The organism is Candidatus Spongiihabitans sp., assembly GCF_965247905.1.
Lineage (GTDB): Bacteria > Pseudomonadota > Gammaproteobacteria > Arenicellales > Poriferihabitantaceae > Spongiihabitans.
The window spans coordinates 860,982-881,450 of sequence record NZ_OZ252047.1; the positions used below are offsets into that span (position 1 = coordinate 860,982).

The window sequence follows — 20,469 nt, forward strand, 5'->3', positions numbered from 1 at the left end:
GTTAATGTGGTTTTGGTAAATATATTGTTCCCGACATTATTGGCACTTCCGCCGTTTTTGCCATGGATGGCATATATGTCGCGGGCGCATGGATGCGCAGGAGCGACCCTTGGCGGTCGTGTCCCGTCGCATAATGACGGCGAATGACGGTTACGAGATGGCGATGGTCGCGGCTGCGGTCACGGGGATGTGGCGTGATAGTGACGGTCGCGGTGGCGAGGTCGGCCCTCCGTTCGTCATTCCGTGCTTGACACGGAATCCAGTCAAACATGCGCGGTGCAAGCCGCACTACACCGCGGTGAGATTGTGTCCCGCTACGCGGGACGGCTGGTTGACTGGATTCCAACTTTCGTTGGAATGACGAGGGCGGGAGTGGAATGACGGTGAAGGAGTGCCTGGATTCCCGCTCTACGGCCCGTCATTATCGGGCTTGACCCGATAATCCAGTGAAACACCCAGCGGCGAAGCCGCTGACATTACCCGACGACGGCGTTGACATGGGCTCACTTGAGGCAAATCGCGTTAATTTGTCGTCCGTAGAATTGATGCCCACGGTGGCGACTTCGTCGATGGCTAAAAAATCGTTTTTCGTCGGCATAGGTGTCCTCGGTTAGTCGATCAACCTGACCAACCGCTACATTCAATAGTCTATGCTCAAGATACAACGGCAAATCAAAGCATATCCCCTGTCCGTTTTCGCCCAGACTAAAACAATCCGCACAGGCAATTTCCGATTGTTCCAAGAACTTGGCGGCGAATTCATCCCCGACCTCATAGGACTGCTTTTGAATCGCCGGACCGATAGCGGCGACGATGTAATTTTTACTGGCGCCAAGACTGCACATCGCACCAACTACATTGTCAGTCACCCCGCACAACGCGCCCTGCCATCCGCCATGCGCCGCGCCGATAACCCGGTTTACCGCATCCGCAAACAATACCCCAGCACAATCTGCGCCCATAACGCCCAACGCAAGATCCGCCGTGCAAGTTACCAAAGCATCCGCATCGATCACTTTTTCGTTATCGCTTTGGCCATCGATGACGACAACATTATTGCCGTGTATCTGTTTCAGGCTAAACAGCGAATCAGCATCCAGGCTCTGTTTAACCCGGCTACGATTTATCTGGATGGATTCCAGATTATCGCCTGAAAATTGACTACAATTGAGCGACTCAAATTCTCCCGTCGATACCCCGCCCAGACGGGTAAAAAACCCGTGATGGATTAAATCCAGCGACTGCAGGAGCGCACTGGTAAGCGGCTTGGTCAGGGGTGACGGCATCGGCGCAATTTAACAAGAAACGCGCGCCGCTGCACATATATAATGGGGGGGGGGCGGCGGAAAATAAGTTATACTCGCGCCGCGGAGAGCTGGCAGAGTGGTCGAATGCGGCGGTCTTGAAAACCGTTGACTGTAACAGGTCCGGGGGTTCGAATCCCTCGCTCTCCGCCATTACCCGCCCGTCATTATCGAGCTTGACCCGATAATCCAGTGAAAAAACCCAGCGGCGAAGCCGCTGACATTATGCGGCGGCGACGGTCGCCAGCCGCCGCCATTCCGCCCCCGCCCCCCGCCGTCATTCTCGCCGGCAGGCGCAAATCCAGTTGAATAAAGAGTCCGACGCAGTCGGACACAAAGCCGGCGACTTCGCCGCCGAAATAAGGAGTTCGGCTACGCCGAACGGTTTAATAACTGGATTGCCCGGAACAAGCCGGGCAATGACGGGTTGGGGAGACAATAGTGAATCGGAAGGCGATGAGTCCTTTTGAGAAGACAATGGTAAACGAGAAAAAACTGTCAGCGAAATAGTGAGCCTATACAGGAATGACGGCGACGGTCGCCAGCCGCCGCCATTCCGCCCCCGCCCCCCGCCGTCACCCCGGCGAATGTAGGGACAGGTCGCGACCTGTCCCTACGGTGAAACGGATCTCGTCTATTTTTCACCTCTATAATTCCCGACCCCCCCGTCACGCTAGCGATGACGTCGTGACGCTGTCGTGTCGCGTCCCGCCCCAGGCCCGTCATTCCGTGCTTGACACGGAATCCAGTGAAAGATGCGCGGCGTTAGCCGCACAACATACAGTGGTAGTGGGCGAATAATTGCTCCTGCATTATTTGCGCTCGCACCATCCCTGGCGGTCGTGTCCCGCCCCAGGCCCGTCATTCCGTGCTTGACACGGAATCCAGTGAAAAATGCGCGGCGATAGCCGCACCACAAGGATGACGGCGAAGCAAGCAAAAAATCTCTGCTCCGCCAAAACCCGCCCGCATCACCGATCGTTCCGGTCCACTCGAACATCCCCGCACTCAAAAACGGATAAATCACTTACCCCCCTGACAAACGTCAACAACCGCTTCCGCAACTTCGCCGGCAGTAGCCGAAAATGATGCAGCAGCGCTTTTTCCTCCCCGACCAGCGAAACAGCGGCTTGTGCGCTCGGCGGTGCCTCCTCCTGCATACGCCGCAATTGCGGAAAAACCGTGCCGGTCGCCAGCCATTGCGGGTCTTGATGCAGCAAACTGGCGAGCGCGAAAAAATGCCCTAACTTGATGTTTTTGCTGAAACCGCTCTCCCATTGGTTGACCGCCGAAGCCGACACCCGCAACGACTTGGCGACATCCGCTTGCGACAAGCCCGCTTTTTCTCGGGATTCGCAAATTCTCTCCGCCAATGTACTCATTGACAACTATACTTAACTTTTTTTAATAAATACACTTGATTTTATAAATTCAGTATGCTAATTTCCTTTGCCAATGGCGAAACGGGCTGTTTGCAACAGGAAATGGGGTTGATTTTCTTCTCTAATTTTTCTCAAAAACGCCAGTTAGTAATATGCAAGCCCTACTTACCGTGAAGTCGTTCAACTCGGAAAACCGCAAAAAGGGCGGAGTTTTCGAGGTGAGCGGATTTTTGAAACTTTTTTTATACAAGAGGAAAACGTAAAAATGAACACATTAGACAAAAACAGATCATCTGGCTTCGGTAAAGTACTTGGAGTTTGGCTTGGATGCGCCGTGCTGTTCACGGGGCTGGCGTTGCCGGCTTACGGGCAGACCGATACCGATACCGTTACCAGTCCTGACTGCACGACAGTGCCGACGGCGACAGGAACCGGTGGAATACAGACTGGCACCGACGCTTCTTCGTTTGCTGCTGGCTGTAACGCGGAAGCCAACACCGATGGCAGTGTCGCCATCGGCGATAATGCGAAGGTGGAGGAATATGACGAAACTGAGGTGACAACAGCAGGTGGATTACAAGGCACTCTGACTGCCGAGGGTTATACAAACACCCCCGTTATTTTCGTGAGGAACGAGGATAGCTCAATAACTTATTATGAGAGCAATGCAGGAGTACGCGGCAACTTGATTACAGTGCCTGTGGCAACGGCGACCAATCCGGTAACACTGACGGAGACTAAGACACCAGAGATAATCTCCACGACCAAGAAGGGTGCTAACGCCATCGCCTTGGGCACGGGTGCCGAAGTGAGGGGCGAGAATACTGTCGCCATCGGCACAGCAGCCAAAGCCTATCGTGTTACCCGCGCGGAGCGTACCGAGCAGGATGGCACTTACCATGTATTGCGAGAGAATGGCGATGTTGTGTTGGGTGTTACCGGCGTGTACAACACTGGGGATAGAACGGGTCTCAACTCAGGTGGTAGTGCAGTTACGGTAGCAGGGAATGATAACGTCCTTCCGGATATATCCCCGATAACCGCAGTGACTGAGCAGCGGGAGCCCGTGGAAAATGCCGTGACCATCGGCACGAACACGGAAGCCAGCGGTAGCGGCAGTGTGGTCATCGGCGCGGGTGCAAGTGCGTCTCGTGTTGCTACTGCGGCGGCGGCTGAAATGGTAGCCACCGATGGCACCTACGATGTGGTGGTGGTTACAGGAGCGGTTGATAGTGTGGTGAATGTCGATGATGATGCGGGCAACGACGAGAACGACGATGTCGTCTATGAAGGCGTCGAAGGCAGGCTGGTGAAGCGGGAAGTGGCAGCAACAGATACTGCTTCCGCCAGAACCGAATACTATGGCACGCTTGATATTGACACCACGCCAGATGATGACGCTACTACGACTACCCCGTTTTCGTTCGGAGGAACGGGTAATGTGAATAATGTAGTGACCGAGGAAGTTACTGCCCCGACAGACCGGGTAGCGGAGGTGGCTGAATTGAAGGGGGCAGTGGAAAATGCTGTTGCCATTGGTAAGGACGCATCCGTTACGGGTGACAATGGCATCGCCATTGGCGCGGACGTTACCGCAGGCGTAAACGAGATCGTCATCGGTTCGAATACTGCAACGCGCGTTGAGGTTGGCGGTGTTAATTTAGCTGGCATCGGCGACAACGCCGACGACATCGACACCAACACCGGCCTGATCGAAGCCAACGACGTTGACATCGCAGCCCACGACCTGGCCATTACAGCCAACACCAATAGTGTTGCCGCCAACACCGCCGGCATCGCTCGCAACGCCGACGACATCGACACCAACCGCTCCGGCATCGCCATGTCGGTCGCATTGGCGCATCTGCCGACCATCAAAGGCGGCGGCTGGGGCATTGCCGTTGGCTCTTTCGATAGCGAAACCGCGGTTGCCGTCGGCGCGCATTTCGATGTCCAGCAAAATGCCTTCATCAAGGTCGGTGCCGCCTCCTCTGGCGGCGAAACCAGTTTCGGCATCGGTTTCGGCAAAGGCTTTTAGGGGTTAGCGGGGAATGAAATATTCGCGCCGCGCGCATAATGTCGGCGGCTACGCCGGGGTTTCGCTGGATTATCGGGACCAGCCCGATAATGACGGAAAACCGCCCTCATGCGTGCTGCGCGAATCCCCGTCCTTGTTCGGGTTGCTGTCCTCTTGTGCTACGGCGTGCCAAGGTTTGACGGCATGACTTAGTCGGACTTGACGCCCGCCGGTTGCAACTCGCGCTGGCGCTTGACCCACCGCAGAAACTTTGCGGTGGGTTGAGCGCCAGTTTTTTTGCGTTGTCGGCTTGCGGTGTTGGCAGATTTTTGCTCCCGGCAAAATCTGCACTTCCACCCTCCCTGGCGGTCGGCAAATAATTGTTCCCGACATTATTTGCACTTCCACCCTCCCTGGCGGTCGGCAAATAATTGTTCCCGACATTATTTGCACTTCCACCCTCCCTGGCGGTCGTGTCCCGCTGTGCGGAGCCTGTCCTCGCGGAAGCGGGGAACGCATATTTAACTGGATTCCAACCCCTGTTTTCACAGGGGTGACGTTCTTTCGTTGGAATGACGGCCCTTATATTATTCCGTCATTATCGGGCTTGGCGAGGCTGAAGCCTCACTTCCGAGGGCCGTTGAAGGTGACCGCGATCAACCCGAGTGCCAAAGGTGGTGGACTTATACACACTGCGTGCAAATGCTCTAACTTGTGCTATACTTCCTGCGAAGGAGGAGGTCTTTTAAGCATGTTTGACACATTAGCATACGCCAGCAAACTCAAAGAGGCGGGATTCACCGAGCGGCAAGCCAAGGCGCAAGTCGAAGCTTTGGTCGCCGTCGTGAACGAAAACCTCGCCACCAAGGAGGATATCGAACTCATCCGCCGCGAGATGAAAGAGCTTGACGGCTCCCTGCAACGCGAGATGAAAGAGCTTAGCACCTCCCTGCGGCGCGAGATGAAAGAGCTTAGCACCTCCCTGCGGCGCGAGATGAAAGAGCTTAGCACCTCCCTGCAGCGCGAGATGAAAGAGATGGAACTTAAGTTTGAAGGTCAGTTTTCGTTAATAAAATGGATGCTGGGTGTCACCATCGCCACGACGCTTTCCATCTTCCTGAAAACATTTTTTGCATAAGCGCGCGCCGCGAACATCCGCGCGATTTCAAATAAAACCGTTATTCCTGCGCAAGCGCGGGAATAACGCACCCTTATCCCGTCATTATCGGGCTTGGCGAGGCTGAAGCCTCACTTCCGGCCACCTGATTTTGTCTCATATGTGGTGAACCCGGACACTGCGTGCAAATGCTCTAACTTGTGCTATACTTCCTGCGAAGGAGGAGGTCTTTTAAGCATGTTTGACACATTAGCATACGCCAGCAAACTCAAAGAGGCGGGATTCACCGAGCGGCAAGCTAAGGCACAAGCCGAAGCTTTGGTCGCCGTCGTGAACGAAAACCTCGCCACCAAGGAGGATATCGAACTCATCCGCCGCGACATGAAACTCATCCGCCGCGAGATGAAAGAGCTTAGCACCTCCCTGCAGCGCGACATGAAAGAGATGGAACTTAAGTTTGAAGGTCAGTTTTCGTTAATCAAATGGATGCTGGGTGTCACCATCGCCACGACGCTTTCCATCTTCCTGAAAACATTTTTTGCATAAGTGCGCGCCGCGAACATCCGCGCGATTTCAAATAAAACCGTTATTCCTGCGCAAGCGCGGGAATAACGCACCCTTATCCCGTCATTATCGGGCTTGACCCGATAATCCAGTGAGACACCCGCGGCGCATCCCGCTGATTTTGCGGCCTGGACTAACGCGTATGCAGGATTGTTTTTCGACCCAGAAAATTCAACAGCGCCGCATAGGCGGGCAGGAACAACACCACCGACACCACGATTTTGAAGCCCAAATCCACGCTCGCCACCTCGATCCAGTTTGCCGCCATAAACTCATCGGCGGATTGATAAAAGGCCACCGCAAAAAAGGTATAGGTATCGATGATGTTAGCGAAAAATGTGGACAGCAGCGGCGCCGGCCACCATGACTTGGCGCGCTCGCGCACGCGTTGAAACACCGTGATGTCCAGCAATTGCCCGACCAGGTAGGCCGTGCCGCTGGCGATGCCGATGCGCCAATCGGCCAGCCAGGCGCTGATTAAAATTGCCGGAACATAGGCAATGCCTACAATCACGCGGGCGTTGGCTTGGCTCGATAAGCGCACGGTCAAGTCCGTAGCCAGAATGATCAGCGGAAACACGAACATCGCCCAGGTAAAGTGGTAACCCATAAACGTAGCGGTAAACTGCACGGCGTAATTCGCCAGCGCGATGACGGTGATATGAAAAAGCGCGATCTTAACAACCACTTTGTTGTCGATGGTGTTTAACATTAGTGTCGGTATCGTGGGACTTGGCTGGCGATCAAGTTTTGCGTCATGAAGTTTTGCGGCGCGGGTTTTTGCGCAACAGATGCTCAATATTTTCCAGGGATATTTCCCGGGGATATTTTCCGGGGATTATAACGCGCGCGCAGGTCATCGATTTGAAATGTGCGCGCAATGTAGAACGCCGGCGAGCAAAATTGACCGACATCCATTACTATCGGGGCGCCCGATACGGCTTGTTATTGATTCCGCTATCCGGGTCTTCTATCTGGGTCTTCTATCCGCGTCTTCGCCGTGGCGGTGGAAATCCGATAGCCCTTGACTTCACCTGAACGCGCAACTTGATTCAACTATTTTGATTTCGTCGTTAATACCGTTGTTATTCGCCGCGGCTATTTTATTGGCCGGCAACGGACTGCAAAGCACGCTGGTGGCATTGCGCGCCAATGCCGAAGGATTTGACACCCAACTCATCGGCTTGATGGGCGCCGCCTACTTCTGCGGCTTTTTGTCGGCCAGCTTTCTTGCGCTCAGGCTGATACAGGCATTTGGGCATATCCGGGTGTTCGCGGCTTTGGCGGCGATTGGCGCGGTCTCCTCGCTGGCGCTGGTGTTGATTCCGAACCCTTATTACTGGGTCGTTATTCGCGGCATAACCGGGTTTTGTTTCTCTGGATTATTAATGGTCATTGAAAGCTGGATCAATGAATCGGTGTCCAATACTTATCGCGGCCAGGTGATGAGCATCTACCGCATCGTTGACCTGACGGCGGTAACCGGCGCCCAGTTCCTGTTGCCGCTGGTCGGCTTTGCCGGTTTTGAGTTATTCGCCATCGTCGCTATCATGTTTTGTCTTTCTCTGGTGCCGGTATCGTTGTCGAATCGCTCGAGGCCAAAACCGCCTGACGGCTTTAAGTTTGATTTCAAGACCGTTTGGCAAATTTCGCCGCTGGCCTGTTTGGGCACCCTGACCATCGGCCTTACCAATTCGGCGTTTCGCATGATCGGGCCGATTTATGCCACCGAAATTGGCTTTGACACTCGCGGCGTGGTATTGTTTATGACCGCCGGCATCATCGGCGGCGCGGTGATGCAGTATCCGCTGGGCTATCTCTCGGACAAACTGGGTCGGCGTAAAACGGTATTGATGGCAACGCTTGGCGCCGTCCTTGCAGGCCTGTTCATGTCGTTTTTTGCAGGCAATTCAAACCCATTGGTCTATGCCGGCTCTTTTATGTTCGGCGCTTTTGCCTTTCCGCTGTATTCATTATCCACCGCGCATGCCAACGACCGAGCGCAGCCGGGACAATTTGTGGTCATCTCGGCGGGCCTGACTTTTTTCTTCGCGCTGGGCGCCATTGTCGGCCCCTATATGGCCTCCGTGGTGATTACCCAGTTTGGCGTCGGCGCCTTCTTCATCTACACCAGTTTTGCCCACGGGCTGCTCATTTGCGTGGTTTTATTCCGCATGGCGCGCACCGCATCAGTGCCTGCGGACAAACGCCGGCGATTCGCCGAGCTGCTGCATGCGGCGCCGGATATTTTTCGATTATCGCGCAAGAGACACAAATGAGACGAATAAGAGGATAAAAATAAAGCCTGCGTATCCAATCAGTATGACCGCAGTCCCGCAATCTGCAATGGCTTGGCGAGGCTGAAGCCTCACTTCCGGCTACCTGATTTTGTCTTATATGTGGTGAACCCGGACAGTGTTTGGCGTCGCCGGCGGTGTCATAGTTGCCCACGATGGAGGTTATTGCTCGCTTGATGACGAATCGGTCAGTTTTGGTTTTTTGGCATTGGCCCCGAGGTCATGCAATTTTTGCGCCTGCCCGATGAGATTGCCCGAACCGGTTTTCAGTTTGGCGGAGGCGGCCTCATAAGCGCCCGTGGCTTTGCCCAAGGCGGTCTTGATATTCTCCATATCCTTCATAAAACCGTGAAATTTGTCATACAGCAAACCGCCGCGCTGGGCGATTTCCTCGGCGTTGCGGTTTTGCCGCTCCAACTGCCAGATGCGCTCCACCGTGCGCAGCGTGGCCATCAACGTGGTCGGCGCGCGTCGCCGCGACCGCTTCGGCGGTTTGCGCCTGCTCGAATTTGTCGCGCCATTCATTGCGCCGGTCGTTATGCGCGGCAAAGTTTTTGCGCCAGAGAAAAAAAACCGCAGCCGCCAGCGCGACCACAAAGATGATCAGCAGATTTTCCATGATCCTGATTTTAGCACTTGCCGGCTAAGGAAAAAGATTTGGTGCCGAAGGCGGGACTCGAACCCGCACGCCGTGAAGCACAGCCCCCTCAAGACTGCGTGTCTACCAGTTCCACCACTTCGGCTGTCGCTTAATTTTCCGGCGCTGCGGGCACGTCGGGTTCTTGGGCGCCTTGCGCGTCATCGGCCGGCACGTCATCCAATTCGGCTGACATAGATTGAGCGGCCGGGTCTTCCGATTGCTCCAGTACCGATCCTGCGATGACGCTGCTTTGTTCGCCGGTTCTGGTGTACAGGTAGGCCAAAACCAGGCTGGTGGCAAAAAACAGCGTGACCGTTATGGAGGTCGTCCGGCTTAGAAAATTCGCGGAGCCTCTTGCCCCGAATAGTGATTGCGACGACCCGCCGCCAAAGGCGGCGCCCATGTCCGCGCCTTTGCCTTGTTGCAGCAAGACCAGAATGACAATGGTCACCGCTAAGACTAAATGAACGACTAATAATAAATTGGATAGCATAGTTTAACCTTGTTGTGTTGGTCAGGTGGCCTGGCAATTGGCCTAGCAATTGGCCTAGCAATTGGCATGACAAATTTTGAGAAAATCCTGCGCTTTTAGCGCCGCGCCGCCAATCAGTCCGCCGTCAATGTCGGCTTGCGCAAGTAAGTCGCCGGCGTTATCGGGTTTCATGCTGCCGCCGTATAAAATTCGGCAGGCAGCGGCGACCGCCGCGTCATCGCGCGCAAGTCGGCGGCGGATGAAGTCGTGCACCTGCTGGGCTTGCTGCGGCGTCGCAGTCAGTCCGCTGCCAATTGCCCATACCGGTTCGTAGGCAATGACGATGTGATTGAAAGATGAAATTCCAACGATGTCGATAACCGCCTGGACTTGACGTTCAATGACCTGTTCGGTAATTGCCGATGCGCGCTCTGCCTGGGATTCGCCCACGCAAAGTATGGCGGTCAATCCGCCAGCCACGGCCGCCGCGACTTTTTGTGCAACCAACAAATCTGATTCGCCATAAATTGAACGCCGTTCCGAATGTCCGAGTATGACATATTGACAGCCACAATCTTTCAACATCGCCGCGGAAATCTGCCCGGTAAATGCGCCGTTTTCATTAATATCCATATCCTGCGCGCCCAATTGGCACGCGCTGCCTGCAATTGCGGATTCAACCACAGGCAGCAAGGTAAAGGGTGGACATAACAACACCTCCACGCCGCTTAATGTTTGCGCGCCAGCGGTAATTTCACGGCATAACGCCTGCGCCATAGCCTGGTCGCCATTCATTTTCCAGTTACCGGCAATTAAGGGTGTGCGCAATCAGGTTCTCCAAGCAATTAGATGAAATACGATTTTAAATATAGAGCTTCTGAACGATAGCCATCAATCATCATGCTGACACGAAATCGGGGGCGGGATATTACCGTTCAAAAGGTTATAAATCAAGGTTCAAGATACTTTAAGGTATAGTGAAATGGTCATAGCTAATTGTTCTATAAATGAAAAACAAGCATGTCATTTGTTGCCGAATTTCGGAGAATAAATTCAGGGCGATTCCACGGCTGTTTTGCCTTGATATCAAGGCTTGCGAAGTCGCTCGAATCACCAGCGTCTCTGGCCCGGCGACCAGCCGATTGTATACTCAAATCAGACAACACATCGCCGGGCAATGCGAGCGAAGGAGTCCGGCTACGCCGGACGGCATATTCCACTGGATTGCCCGGCCAATAATAATATGGGCCGGGCGATGACGACCCTTATTTGTCATTCTCGCCGGCAGGCGGGAAAAACCGCCCTCCCTGCCGTCATTCTCGCCGCAGGCGGGAATCCAGTTAAATATCTGTCACGCGTAGCGTGACTCTTTTTGGAGTCCGGCTTTGCCAGACACAAACCGGCGGCTTCGCCGCAAATGAGTCCGGCTACGCCGGACGGTTTAATAACTGGATTGCCCGGCCAATAATAATAATATGGGCCGGGCAATGACGAATTAAGGTAATAGAGCACGTTTTAGTGTCACGCTTTGCGTGACAATTATTTACCATTGTCCTCTCAAAAGGACTCATTGCCTTCCGATCCGCCATTGTCCCCCCAGCCCGTCATTCTCGCCGCAGGCGGGAATCCAGTTAAAATATGTCGTCCGGCGTAGCCGGACTCCTTTGAAAGAGTGTGAGTTTCGCTTCAATATGCGCCACGAAAATGGGTATCAATATCTGCTGAAATCTATCCGAAATCGACCGCTTAAAGTATCTTGAACCTAAATCAATCATACATCATGCTACTGGACGATGTTGCTGTTAAGGCGGGATGAATGCAGTTTTCTTGTGCCAATGAGCGCGAATGAGTTTATTATTCAATGGATAACGAATCAAGACAATGTCCAAAACCAGTCAGTCACATTTCGGCCTTCGCCAACTGGCGGAGCAGGTTCAAAAAAAAGAAATCAGCGTTGCAAGCCTGGTAACCCGGCGGCTGGGAAAAGCCAGCCAAAGCGAGAGTGTTTTTATTTCGCTTAATCACGATATCGTCGGTCAGGCGCAAGCCATTGACAAACTCATCGACCAGGCAATCCAATCCGGCAAGCCGTTATCGCCGTTGTCCGGGCTGCCGATCACGCTAAAGGATTTATTCGATGTGCGCGGGGAAATCACGCTCGCGGGCTCCAGAGTGTTGAAGAATATTGCCAAGCCAGCCGCTCAGGATTGCGCTGTCATTGCGCCGCTTCGTAATGCCGGCTTGCTTTTTCTCGGTCGCACAAACATGAGCGAGTTTGCATTTAGCGGCATGGGATTAAATCCCCACTATGGCAACCCGCAAAGTATCTGGGATCGGGCAACCGGCAGATTATCCGGCGGGTCATCTTCGGGCAGCGCGGTCAGTGTGGCCGAAGGTATCGTTGCCGCGAGCATGGGCTCGGACACCGCCGGGTCGTGCCGCATCCCGGCCGCGTTTAACGGCATCGTCGGCGTTAAACCGAGTTATGGACGCTATTCACTCGCCGGCGTGTATCCCTTGTCGCCGACCTCGGATGCGCCTGGGCCGTTGGCGGCAGACCTGGATAGTTGTTTCATTTTGGATCAAGTCATCACCGGCGCGTATTCCGGCGCCGGCGCGCTGCCCGAAGCGCAGCGACTTGAGCGCAGCAACTTGAGTTTGCTGGTGCCGGAGTCGGTGGTGCTGGAGGATTTGGATGATCGAGTCAAGGCGAGTTTTGAGCGCGCGTTAGGCTGGCTTGAACAGGCTGGAGCAGCAATAAAACACCGGCCGATGCCGGTGATTGATCGATGCATCGATATGTTTTTCAAACGCTCCATTGTCGGTTACGAAGCCTGGCAACATCATCAGTCCCTAATTCAACACTACGGAGACGAATACGATCCTTTCGTGCGTCAGCGGCTGGAAAATTCCCGGCAAGTTACTGAGCGCGAACAACAATCCCGCTACCGGGAAAAAGCCGGGTTGCAGCGCGACTTCAATCGCGTTATGCAACAGCAGCAGGGGGACGGATTGATCTACCCAACGGTCGCCTGTGTGCCGCCGACCATGGCCGAGGCCATGGCGCCGCCCAAAATGAACGGCAGCGCGAAAATAAATCTGCGTTGCCTGAGAAATACGGCTGCCGCTAATTATTTTAACGGCTGCTCCATCAGCCTGCCGTGCCACCGGCCGGGCGATGCGCCGGTCGGCTTGATGGTGTCGCTGAGTCATAATCAGGATGATTATTTGTATCGAGTCGCCGCGACAGTGGAAAAAATATTGAATGACAGACGAGTTAGCCGCGGCTGTTTGCCGTCAAATCCGGTCAGCGCATTACGGTATTGACACCGATTTCGGCGTCGCTTACAGGCCTCCGCGCGCACTGCATGTGAACAGGCGAGGTCGTACAGCGGCGTTCGAAATGCCTGGAATAATCAGAGATTGCTCAGATTTTTGCGCTGAACAATATCGGATAGAGGGAGGCAATTAATAACAGGGCGGCGCATACATTGAATACTTGTAGCCTGAATGGATCAGTTAAAAATCGCCGTAGTTGCGCGCCGATCAACACCCACGCGCTGGTTGACGGCAGCGTGACCGCGCCAAAAATCACGGCCACCATCGCCACATTAATCATTGAGTGGAACGATGGCGTATAAGCGCTGATCGCCGTTAACGCCACGGCCCAGGCCTTGGGGTTGACCCATTGAAACAACGCCGCTTGCAAAAATGTAAAGGGCTTGGCCTTGCTTTCCGAGCGCGTATCGTCATGTTCGAATGGCGCTGAGGTTGCGATCTTCCAAGCCAGATAAAAAAGATACGCGACGCTTAAAACTTTGAGTATCAAATAACTGAGCGGAAAAGCGTCGAATAGTTGTAGCAGCCCGACGCCCACCAGCATGACCATCACGGTAAATCCTATGGTTACGCCAAGGAGATGCGGGAGCGTGCGTTTAAAGCCGAAATTCGTTCCAGAAGCCAGCAACATTAAATTGTTCGGTCCCGGGGTAATTGATGAGACGAAAGCGAAAGCGATTAAGGCGGTAATAATTTCATTGTTCATGGTTTACAAAATAAACACTCGTGCTTCTAATCGGCAAATAATTTTAGGTTCAAGATACTTTAAGGTATAGTGAAATGGTCACAACTAATTGTTCTATAAATGAAAAACAAGCATGTCATTCGCTGCCGAATTTCGGGGAATAAATTCAGGGCGAGTCCACGGCTGTTTTGCCTTGATAAGGAGTCCGGCTACGCCGGACGACATATTCCACTGGATTGCCCGGCCAATAATAATATGGGCCGGGCAATGACGACCCTTATTTGTCATTCTCGCCGGCAGGCGGGAATCCAGAGTGGCGGCGTTAGCCGCCGGTAGTGTCACGCTTTGCGTGACACTTATTTACCATAGGCGTCTCAAAGAGAGTCACACTTTGCGATTCACCATTGTCTCCCCAACCCGTCATTGCCCGGCTTGTTCCGGGCAATCCAGTTATTAAACCGTCCGGCGTAGCCGGACTCCTTTGAAAGAGTGTGAGTTTCGCTTCAATATGCGCCACGAAAATAGGTGTCAATATCTGCTAAAATCTATCCGAAATCGACCGCTTAAAGTATCTTGAACCAAATTTTATTAACTCACTCTATCCGTTGGGGGATTTTTTAAACAAGTCAGTCTGGTTGGCCCAGTACTTTTGGCTCAGCGCTAAAAATAATATTGTGGACAATCCGGCAGCGCCGAATAGCATGCACATCACCATAATTTGGTAACGCGCGGCAATCAGCGGAGACACCCCGGACAGTATTTGCCCGGTCATCATGCCGGGCAAGGCGACCAGCCCGACGGCAAACAATGAATTGATCATGGGAATCAGCGCCGTGTGTAATGCCGCATTGCGAGCAATGCGATAATCCGCACTCGATTTTAATTCGATAATCAAACGATCCGCCGCCAGACTGACGCCATTCATGCTGTTGGAGAAAATCATGCCGGCCAGCGGGATTAGGGTGTTGGCGCGAAACCAGGGGTCTGTCTCAAGCACGATCTGCGTCACCAGCGCCAGGGCGACACCCCCGCCAATCGCAATTGAAACCAATGCGGTTAGATAAAGAGCGGTTCGGTGTCGGGTCACGGTGCGCAGCGATATCCAACTGGAGATCGCCACCATAGCGAGCAATAGTATCAGCACAATCCAAGCTTGGTCGGCATTGAAAATCCACAGTAAAAAATACCCGACCAATAATAGTTGCACCAGCATGCGGACAAACGCATACACCACCGAGCCGATTTTCAGTTGCCACCAATAAAACAGGGCGATGACCAGCAAAGCCGGCATGAAGGCGACCGCCAGATGGCTGAGCGGGATAATCGAAATTACGGCGGCGTCACGCATGAATTTGTGACAGTATTTGTTCGCGACTGGCTTGCGGTTTCCGGTAATGCAGGCTGATCGCGTTTTGCGCGAACCATGCGCACAGCGGCGCCAGCGCCGGGTTATCCAGTTTGTTTCGCAATAATCCAAGCACGCGGGCCAAATGACCCAAATAGCGCGGCTTGTTGTCACGCAACCATAACCGCATAAATATTCCGGCGACTTTGCAATGACGCTGGGCGCCCCAGACCATGCAGTGATGATTAAATGCTTGACGATTTATTTTTGGGCGTTGATTAAAATAGGTCTCTAAAATTTGGACGTATAAATTGGCATCGATGTCCCTGCGGGCATCTTCCAGCAGCGACACAACGTCATACGCCGGCGAGCCGATAACCGCGTCTTGATAATCGAGCAATGCACACTGATTATCCACCAGCATAAGATTGTCCGCATGATAATCCCGCAGCACCAAGGTGGATTCGATGTTTGGCAAATTGTTATAGATTGTCTTCCAGGCGGCAATGTAATGCGCTTGTCGCTGCTGATTGCCTGCCCTCGGTTCACCTGATTCGCCAATCACGGCGGGCAGATACCACTTTGTAAACAAACAGGCTTCATCGATCAAGCGCTCAAAATCGTAGTGGCCGACATTAATGTTTATGGCGTTGGGGCTGCTGTGTAATTGAGCCAAAGCAGTGATCGCTTTTTTATACAACGGCAATGCTTGTCGGCCCGCGTTTAACAGTGCAGTAAAGGTTTCGGTTCCCAGATCTTCCAGAATAATGAATCCGTTGCGGGTATCGTGGGAAAATATTTGTGGAACCCGCAGTCCGAGCCGTTGAAGATGATCGGTAACATTTAAAAATGGCTGGATATTTTCATGTTCGGGAGGGGCATCCATTAACATCGCGGTTTTGCCGCCCGCGGTTTTATCGGCATGAACCAATCGAAAATACTGCCGAAAAGAGGCGTCTGAAAACAGCGGCAATAATTCTGCGCCACTCCCATCCCCACCCCATTGGTGTTTGCTCACAAATTCCTTTCTTGAATTTTCTCGCTGTTTCATAATTAAAGTGGCATAACTCAAGCCTGAAGACTGCCAATAATAAAATTAGGTTCAAGATACTTTAAGCGGTGATTTCGGATAGATTTTAGCAGATATTGACACCTATTTTCGTGGCGCATATTGAAGCGAAACTCACACTCTTTGAAAGGAGTCCGGCTACGCCGGACGACATATTTAACTGGATTCCCGCCTGCGGCGAGAATGACGGGCTGGGGGGACAATGGTGAATCGGAAGGCAATAAGTCCTTTTGGGAGGGCAATGATAAATAATTGTCACGCAAAGCGTGACATTAAAACGTGCTCTATTACCTTAATTCGTCATCGCCTTCCGATTCACCATTATCTCCCAATCCGTCATTGCCCGGCAAATAAGGGTCGTCATTGCCCGGCTTGTTCCGGGCAATCCAGTTATTAAACCGTTCGGCGTAGCCGCCGGTTTGTGTCTGGCAAAGCCGGATGCCAAAAGGAGTCACGCTACGCGTGACAGATATTTAACTGGATTCCCGCCTTCGGCGAGAATGACGGCAGGGAGGCGGTTTTTTCCGCCTGCCGGCGAGAATGACAAATAAGAGTCGTCATTGCCCGGCCCATATTATTATTGGCCGGGCAAACCAGTGGAATATGCCGTCCGGCGTAGCCGGACTCCTTTGCTTTGATGCCGCGCTGTTCGATGCGAGAATGACGGCTGAGAGGGCGGTGCTAAAACACCGCTGGAAAGGAACAAAACGGGCAGTGAATTAGTGAGCACATACGCTCGCATTGCCCGGCCATGTGTTGTCTGATTTGAGTATACAATCGGCTGGTCGCTGGGCCAGAGACGCCGGTGATTTGAGCGACTTTGCAAGCCTCGATATCAAGGCAAAACAGCCGTGGAATCGCCCTGAATTTATTCTCCGAAATTCGGCAACGAAAACCATAAAAAATGTATCTTCGATTTTTTCACCGACCGTGGGAACTTAACTCGGCGCGAGTCAATCGGTGCATGACCGGGTGAGAATCTCGTGACCACTATCGGTGACCAGTATGGTGTGCTCCCATTGCGCGGAAAGGCTGCGGTCTTTGGTGACCACAGTCCAGTTATCCTTAAGCAGTCGGGTCTCTTTGTTGCCGGCATTGACCATGGGCTCGATGGTGAAGGTCATGCCCGATTTTATTGCCAGCCCGGTGCCAGGGGTGCCGTAGTGCAAAACCTGCGGGTCTTCATGGAACACCCGGCCGATGCCGTGACCGCAGTATTCGCGCACCACGGAGAAGCCGTTGCTTTCGGCATGTTGCTGAATCACGTGCCCAATATCACCAAGCTGCGCGCCGGGCTTGACCAGTTCAATGCCTTTGTGCATACATTCAAAACTGATTGCGCTCAGCCGTTGCGCCCGAATAGAGGGTTCGCCAACATAGAACATGCGACTGGTGTCGCCATGAAACTCATCCTTGATCACGGTAATGTCAATATTGATAATATCCCCGTTTTTCAAGACTTTGTCGGACGGGATGCCATGGCAAATCACATGATTGACCGAGGTGCAAATTGATTTGGGGAAGCCGCGGTAATTTAGCGGCGCCGGGATGGCATGCTGCTGGTTGACGATGTAATCATGGCAGATGGCATTGAGCCGATCGGTGGAAACACCGGCTTTGACTTCCCCCTGAATCATGTCAAGCACCTGGGCGGCAAGCCGTCCGGCGACGCGCATTTTTTCAATTTCTTCCTGGTTTTTGATGGTTACCGGCATTTTTTATCATAATTATGCGAAAAAGAACGGCTATGCTCCCAAATTACGCTTTTTTCTTCAACTCTTTTTGGTAGAATCCGCCACCCTGATGCCGATGCTCTAACCATAAATAGCGTATCGGCATTAATTCGCACACGGCAATTATGTTCGCCTGGGTGCCGGCAAAGCCAGCTTCGTTAATGGTACAGCAATGAAGCCGATATTTGCAGGTTGGCGAACAGTCACCGTGGAGGCTCAACCCACGACACGATAAACATTACGCATGACAGAGATTACCATGCGCCAGTTGCTACAAGCTGGCGCGCACTTCGGCCACCAGACGCGTTACTGGTCGCCCTCCATGGCGCCCTATATTTTTGGCGACCGCAATAAAATCCATATTATAAACCTGGATAAGACATTGCCGATGTTGAACGAGGCCATGAACTACCTCGGCTCAATTGCGAATCAACGCGGCCATGTGCTTTTTGTCGGCACTAAACGCCAGGCCGGAAAAATCGTCAGAGAGCAGGCCATCCGTTGCCAGTCGCCCTATGTGGATCACCGCTGGCTGGGCGGCATGCTGACTAACTTCAAGACCGTGAAGAATTCGATTGTTCGACTGAAGGAGCTTGAGCAGCGTATCGCCTCCAATGCGACCGCGCGATTAAGCAAGAAAGAAGGATTGTCCCTGCAGCGGGAGTGCGCCAAACTGGACCGGACGCTTTCTGGCATAAAAAACATGAACGGCCTGCCAGACGTTTTGTTTGTAATCGATGTTGAGCATGAATATATCGCGGTGGCTGAAGCCAATAAACTGGGTATTCCAGTCGTTGCGGTGGTTGATTCCAACTGCTCGATAAAAGGCGTGGACTATGTGATCCCCGGCAACGATGACTCCTCCAAGGCGATCACGTTGTATTTCGAAGCGGCTGCGGATGCAATTATTGAAGCCCGCGCCGCCGCCAAAAGCATGGACCTCGCCGCGGGTGATGACGAATACGTTGAAGTTGATGATTTGAATCAGATTGTGACCACGGGCGCAGCCAAGGTTGTGGTAAAGAAGTCGGTTGCCAAACGACCCGCAACCGGAGAACACGCCGCCGCGGCTGAGGCGGAACCTGCCGCGCCAGAGGAAAAATCCGAAGTCAAAAAAGCGGCCGGAAAGAAAGTCACCACAAAGAAAGTGGTCAGGAAAAAAGTGACCAAGAAGAAAGCGACCAAAAATAAAGCGGCAAAAAATAAAGCGGGGGCAAAAGACGCCGATAAAGAAAAAACACCCGGGGGAAAAACACCCGAGAAAAAATCGGCCAAGAAAAAATCGGCCAAGAAAAAACCCGCCAAGAAAAAACCCGCCTAGATCGAAGCCGACCAGGTTTTTTTGAAAACAAATCGTGTCCGACGGATAGACCAAACAACGCATTATCAAGAGCCTGACTAAATGGCAATTACCGCGGCAATGATTAAGGAACTGCGCCAACGCACCGGCGCGGGCATGATGGATTGCAAAAAAGCATTGACCGAAGCGCATGTTGATATGGGCAAGGTTGATATGGGCAATGTTGATATGGCCGATGTTGATATGGGCAAGGTGATGGCGTTGGCGATAGAAAATTTGCGTAAACAAGGGGCTGCTGTGGCGCACAAAAAATCGGCACGCATTGCCGCCGAAGGCGTGATTGTTTCCGCACATGACCCATCCGCCAGTGTATTGGTGGAAGTCAACAGCGAGACCGATTTTGTGGCCAAAGACATCTCTTTTCAAAGTTTTTCCAAAGGCGTGGCTCAGGCGGTTTTGATCAACGCGCCGGCTGACAACGCGCCGGACAATGCCACGGACAATGAGTGGCTGGCTTCCATCAATCTCGAAAACGGGCAGTCGGTGGAGGCCGCGCGACAGGCGTTAATTGCCAAAGTCGGGGAAAACATTCGCGTCCGGCGATGCGCTCGGTTTGACGCGCAAGACGGCGTGGTCGGATGTTACTTGCATGGCTCGAAAATCGGCGTGCTGGTCAAACTAAGCGGCGGCACTGAAGAGGGCATTAAGGCCGACGTTAAGGCCGACGTTAAGGCCAGCGTTAAGGCCAGCGTTAAGGAGTTGAGCCGTGATATCGCTATGCACATCGCCGCCAGCAGGCCATTGTGTATTTCCGAACAAGAGATGGATGGTCGGGTGCTTAATAAAGAAAAGGAAATTTTTATTGTGCAGGCTGAAGCAAGCGGAAAACCGGCAGACATCATAGCGAAAATGGTGGGTGGTCGAGTAAAGAAATTCCTGAAGGAAAATACGTTGCTTGGGCAGCCTTTCGTAAAAAATGCCGATCAAACTGTTGGCGACTTGATAGTGGATGCGGGCGTGAGCATAACCCAAATGGTGCGGTTCGAGGTTGGCGAAGGCATTGAAAAGCGCACCGATGACTTCGTCGCGGAAGTCATTGCCCAAGCAATGGACTAGAGCAATGGACTAGAGCCATGAACTAGAGCCATGAACTAGCCCGCGGACAACGCTCGCCTGTCATCGCTAACGGCGGGCGTCCGTGGCCG

The 20,469-nt window shown here is 53.0% G+C and carries 30 protein-coding genes, 2 tRNA genes and 1 pseudogene; 14 read left to right on the forward strand and 19 right to left on the reverse strand.

Features of this window, described 5'->3' with window-relative positions; all coding sequences use genetic code 11:
• The first annotated feature begins 109 nt into the window (after positions 1 to 109).
• Positions 110 to 361 carry a hypothetical protein gene (locus ACP158_RS04300; protein ID WP_424947742.1) on the forward strand — a complete coding sequence of 84 codons (252 nt, stop codon included), beginning with the start codon at positions 110 to 112 and terminating at the stop codon, positions 359 to 361.
• 142 nt (positions 362 to 503) lie between these two features.
• Here the strand turns inward: ACP158_RS04300 and pgeF are convergent, their stop codons facing one another.
• Positions 504 to 1,286 carry a peptidoglycan editing factor PgeF gene (gene pgeF / locus ACP158_RS04305; RefSeq protein ID WP_424947743.1) on the reverse strand — a complete coding sequence of 261 codons (783 nt, stop codon included), beginning with the start codon at positions 1,284 to 1,286 and terminating at the stop codon, positions 504 to 506.
• A gap of 83 nt (positions 1,287 to 1,369) precedes the next feature.
• On the opposite strand from pgeF, the gene ACP158_RS04310 reads away from it, so the two are divergent.
• Positions 1,370 to 1,457: transfer RNA gene (locus ACP158_RS04310), tRNA-Ser, on the forward strand.
• A gap of 124 nt (positions 1,458 to 1,581) precedes the next feature.
• Here the strand turns inward: ACP158_RS04310 and ACP158_RS04315 are convergent.
• Positions 1,582 to 1,743, reverse strand: coding sequence for a hypothetical protein (locus tag ACP158_RS04315; RefSeq protein WP_424947744.1), 162 nt, complete (start codon positions 1,741 to 1,743; stop codon positions 1,582 to 1,584).
• 532 nt (positions 1,744 to 2,275) lie between these two features.
• Entirely contained in the window at positions 2,276 to 2,686 is a 411-nt protein-coding gene (locus ACP158_RS04320; protein WP_424947745.1) for a helix-turn-helix domain-containing protein, read from the reverse strand.
• Positions 2,687 to 2,951: 265 nt separating this feature from the next.
• On the opposite strand from ACP158_RS04320, the gene ACP158_RS04325 reads away from it, so the two are divergent.
• The gene (locus ACP158_RS04325; RefSeq protein ID WP_424947746.1) at positions 2,952 to 4,724 is read left to right on the forward strand and encodes a YadA C-terminal domain-containing protein; all 1,773 of its coding nucleotides are present in this window, start codon (positions 2,952 to 2,954) and stop codon (positions 4,722 to 4,724) included.
• Positions 4,725 to 4,793: 69 nt separating this feature from the next.
• Here ACP158_RS04325 and ACP158_RS04330 read toward each other — a convergent pair whose 3' ends face one another.
• Positions 4,794 to 5,147, reverse strand: coding sequence for a hypothetical protein (locus tag ACP158_RS04330; protein ID WP_424947747.1), 354 nt, complete (start codon positions 5,145 to 5,147; stop codon positions 4,794 to 4,796).
• A gap of 307 nt (positions 5,148 to 5,454) precedes the next feature.
• Between ACP158_RS04330 and ACP158_RS04335 the strand changes: the two genes are divergently transcribed.
• Positions 5,455 to 5,841, forward strand: coding sequence for a coiled-coil domain-containing protein (locus tag ACP158_RS04335; RefSeq protein WP_424947748.1), 387 nt, complete (start codon positions 5,455 to 5,457; stop codon positions 5,839 to 5,841).
• Between the two features lie 216 nt (positions 5,842 to 6,057).
• Positions 6,058 to 6,366: a hypothetical protein gene (locus tag ACP158_RS04340; protein WP_424947749.1), complete on the forward strand. Its 309-nt coding sequence runs from the start codon at positions 6,058 to 6,060 to the stop codon at positions 6,364 to 6,366.
• A gap of 151 nt (positions 6,367 to 6,517) precedes the next feature.
• On the opposite strand, the gene ACP158_RS04345 is transcribed toward ACP158_RS04340, so the two are convergent.
• Complete coding sequence (locus ACP158_RS04345; RefSeq protein ID WP_424947750.1) at positions 6,518 to 7,096, reverse strand: queuosine precursor transporter; 579 nt, start codon at positions 7,094 to 7,096, stop codon at positions 6,518 to 6,520.
• A 370-nt stretch (positions 7,097 to 7,466) separates the two neighbouring features.
• Here ACP158_RS04345 and ACP158_RS04350 point away from each other — a divergent pair, with 370 nt between their 5' ends.
• Positions 7,467 to 8,663, forward strand: a complete 1,197-nt coding sequence (locus ACP158_RS04350) for an MFS transporter (RefSeq protein WP_424947751.1) — start codon at positions 7,467 to 7,469, stop codon at positions 8,661 to 8,663.
• Between the two features lie 180 nt (positions 8,664 to 8,843).
• Here the strand turns inward: ACP158_RS04350 and rmuC are convergent, their stop codons facing one another.
• The 4 genes from rmuC to tpiA all read right to left on the reverse strand — a co-directional run bounded on the left by rmuC (position 8,844) and on the right by tpiA (position 10,621).
• Positions 8,844 to 9,230, reverse strand: a complete 387-nt coding sequence (gene rmuC, locus ACP158_RS04355; RefSeq protein WP_424947752.1) for a DNA recombination protein RmuC — start codon at positions 9,228 to 9,230, stop codon at positions 8,844 to 8,846.
• A 109-nt stretch (positions 9,231 to 9,339) separates the two neighbouring features.
• Positions 9,340 to 9,424, reverse strand: a tRNA-Leu gene (locus tag ACP158_RS04360).
• A gap of 6 nt (positions 9,425 to 9,430) precedes the next feature.
• On the reverse strand, positions 9,431 to 9,814 hold the full coding sequence (secG, locus tag ACP158_RS04365; protein ID WP_424947753.1) for a preprotein translocase subunit SecG: 384 nt from the start codon (positions 9,812 to 9,814) through the stop codon (positions 9,431 to 9,433).
• Between the two features lie 54 nt (positions 9,815 to 9,868).
• Positions 9,869 to 10,621 carry a triose-phosphate isomerase gene (gene tpiA / locus ACP158_RS04370; protein WP_424947754.1) on the reverse strand — a complete coding sequence of 251 codons (753 nt, stop codon included), beginning with the start codon at positions 10,619 to 10,621 and terminating at the stop codon, positions 9,869 to 9,871.
• A gap of 179 nt (positions 10,622 to 10,800) precedes the next feature.
• Between tpiA and ACP158_RS04375 the strand changes: the two genes are divergently transcribed.
• Positions 10,801 to 11,052: a hypothetical protein gene (locus ACP158_RS04375; protein WP_424947755.1), complete on the forward strand. Its 252-nt coding sequence runs from the start codon at positions 10,801 to 10,803 to the stop codon at positions 11,050 to 11,052.
• A gap of 13 nt (positions 11,053 to 11,065) precedes the next feature.
• Here ACP158_RS04375 and ACP158_RS04380 read toward each other — a convergent pair whose 3' ends face one another.
• The 3 genes from ACP158_RS04380 to ACP158_RS04390 form a co-directional block, all read right to left on the reverse strand.
• Positions 11,066 to 11,281 carry a hypothetical protein gene (locus tag ACP158_RS04380; protein WP_424947756.1) on the reverse strand — a complete coding sequence of 72 codons (216 nt, stop codon included), beginning with the start codon at positions 11,279 to 11,281 and terminating at the stop codon, positions 11,066 to 11,068.
• A complete protein-coding gene (locus ACP158_RS04385) occupies positions 11,221 to 11,343 on the reverse strand; it encodes a hypothetical protein (RefSeq protein ID WP_424947757.1) in 123 nt (40 codons plus the stop codon). Before ACP158_RS04385 ends, ACP158_RS04380 begins: the two co-directional genes overlap by 61 nt.
• Positions 11,344 to 11,424: 81 nt before the next feature.
• A complete protein-coding gene (locus tag ACP158_RS04390; RefSeq protein ID WP_424947758.1) occupies positions 11,425 to 11,568 on the reverse strand; it encodes a hypothetical protein in 144 nt (47 codons plus the stop codon).
• Between the two features lie 106 nt (positions 11,569 to 11,674).
• On the opposite strand from ACP158_RS04390, the gene ACP158_RS04395 reads away from it, so the two are divergent.
• Positions 11,675 to 13,120 carry an amidase family protein gene (locus ACP158_RS04395; protein WP_424947759.1) on the forward strand — a complete coding sequence of 482 codons (1,446 nt, stop codon included), beginning with the start codon at positions 11,675 to 11,677 and terminating at the stop codon, positions 13,118 to 13,120.
• A 100-nt stretch (positions 13,121 to 13,220) separates the two neighbouring features.
• Here ACP158_RS04395 and ACP158_RS04400 read toward each other — a convergent pair whose 3' ends face one another.
• The 5 genes from ACP158_RS04400 to ACP158_RS04420 form a co-directional block, all read right to left on the reverse strand.
• Positions 13,221 to 13,838 carry a LysE family translocator gene (locus ACP158_RS04400; RefSeq protein WP_424947760.1) on the reverse strand — a complete coding sequence of 206 codons (618 nt, stop codon included), beginning with the start codon at positions 13,836 to 13,838 and terminating at the stop codon, positions 13,221 to 13,223.
• A 93-nt stretch (positions 13,839 to 13,931) separates the two neighbouring features.
• Positions 13,932 to 14,159, reverse strand: coding sequence for a hypothetical protein (locus ACP158_RS04405; protein WP_424947761.1), 228 nt, complete (start codon positions 14,157 to 14,159; stop codon positions 13,932 to 13,934).
• Positions 14,140 to 14,349: a hypothetical protein gene (locus tag ACP158_RS04410; protein WP_424947762.1), complete on the reverse strand. Its 210-nt coding sequence runs from the start codon at positions 14,347 to 14,349 to the stop codon at positions 14,140 to 14,142. The genes ACP158_RS04405 and ACP158_RS04410 overlap by 20 nt, the downstream gene beginning before the upstream one ends.
• Positions 14,350 to 14,415: 66 nt before the next feature.
• Positions 14,416 to 15,165 carry an ABC transporter permease gene (locus ACP158_RS04415; RefSeq protein WP_424947763.1) on the reverse strand — a complete coding sequence of 250 codons (750 nt, stop codon included), beginning with the start codon at positions 15,163 to 15,165 and terminating at the stop codon, positions 14,416 to 14,418.
• Positions 15,158 to 16,213 (reverse strand): aminoglycoside phosphotransferase family protein, encoded by a 1,056-nt coding sequence (locus ACP158_RS04420; protein WP_424947764.1) that lies wholly within the window; start codon positions 16,211 to 16,213, stop codon positions 15,158 to 15,160. The genes ACP158_RS04415 and ACP158_RS04420 overlap by 8 nt, the downstream gene beginning before the upstream one ends.
• 95 nt (positions 16,214 to 16,308) lie before the next feature.
• Here ACP158_RS04420 and ACP158_RS04425 point away from each other — a divergent pair, with 95 nt between their 5' ends.
• From ACP158_RS04425 to ACP158_RS04440, 4 genes are read left to right on the forward strand one after another with little or no spacing between them, the layout of a single operon-like run.
• Entirely contained in the window at positions 16,309 to 16,440 is a 132-nt protein-coding gene (locus ACP158_RS04425; RefSeq protein WP_424947765.1) for a hypothetical protein, read from the forward strand.
• Between the two features lie 32 nt (positions 16,441 to 16,472).
• Positions 16,473 to 16,628 (forward strand): hypothetical protein, encoded by a 156-nt coding sequence (locus ACP158_RS04430; protein WP_424947766.1) that lies wholly within the window; start codon positions 16,473 to 16,475, stop codon positions 16,626 to 16,628.
• A gap of 22 nt (positions 16,629 to 16,650) precedes the next feature.
• On the forward strand, positions 16,651 to 16,782 hold the full coding sequence (locus ACP158_RS04435; RefSeq protein WP_424947767.1) for a hypothetical protein: 132 nt from the start codon (positions 16,651 to 16,653) through the stop codon (positions 16,780 to 16,782).
• Positions 16,772 to 16,954: a hypothetical protein gene (locus ACP158_RS04440; RefSeq protein WP_424947768.1), complete on the forward strand. Its 183-nt coding sequence runs from the start codon at positions 16,772 to 16,774 to the stop codon at positions 16,952 to 16,954. Before ACP158_RS04435 ends, ACP158_RS04440 begins: the two co-directional genes overlap by 11 nt.
• Before the next feature lie 71 nt (positions 16,955 to 17,025).
• On the opposite strand, the pseudogene ACP158_RS04445 reads toward ACP158_RS04440, so the two are convergent.
• Positions 17,026 to 17,137: pseudogene (locus ACP158_RS04445) on the reverse strand (IS1595 family transposase); the annotation flags it as partial.
• A 47-nt stretch (positions 17,138 to 17,184) separates the two neighbouring features.
• Positions 17,185 to 17,946, reverse strand: coding sequence for a type I methionyl aminopeptidase (gene map / locus ACP158_RS04450; protein WP_424947769.1), 762 nt, complete (start codon positions 17,944 to 17,946; stop codon positions 17,185 to 17,187).
• A gap of 262 nt (positions 17,947 to 18,208) precedes the next feature.
• Here map and rpsB point away from each other — a divergent pair, with 262 nt between their 5' ends.
• Positions 18,209 to 19,285: a 30S ribosomal protein S2 gene (rpsB, locus tag ACP158_RS04455; protein WP_424947770.1), complete on the forward strand. Its 1,077-nt coding sequence runs from the start codon at positions 18,209 to 18,211 to the stop codon at positions 19,283 to 19,285.
• A gap of 81 nt (positions 19,286 to 19,366) precedes the next feature.
• Positions 19,367 to 20,380 carry a translation elongation factor Ts gene (tsf, locus tag ACP158_RS04460; protein WP_424947771.1) on the forward strand — a complete coding sequence of 338 codons (1,014 nt, stop codon included), beginning with the start codon at positions 19,367 to 19,369 and terminating at the stop codon, positions 20,378 to 20,380.
• The last annotated feature ends 89 nt before the right edge of the window (positions 20,381 to 20,469 follow it).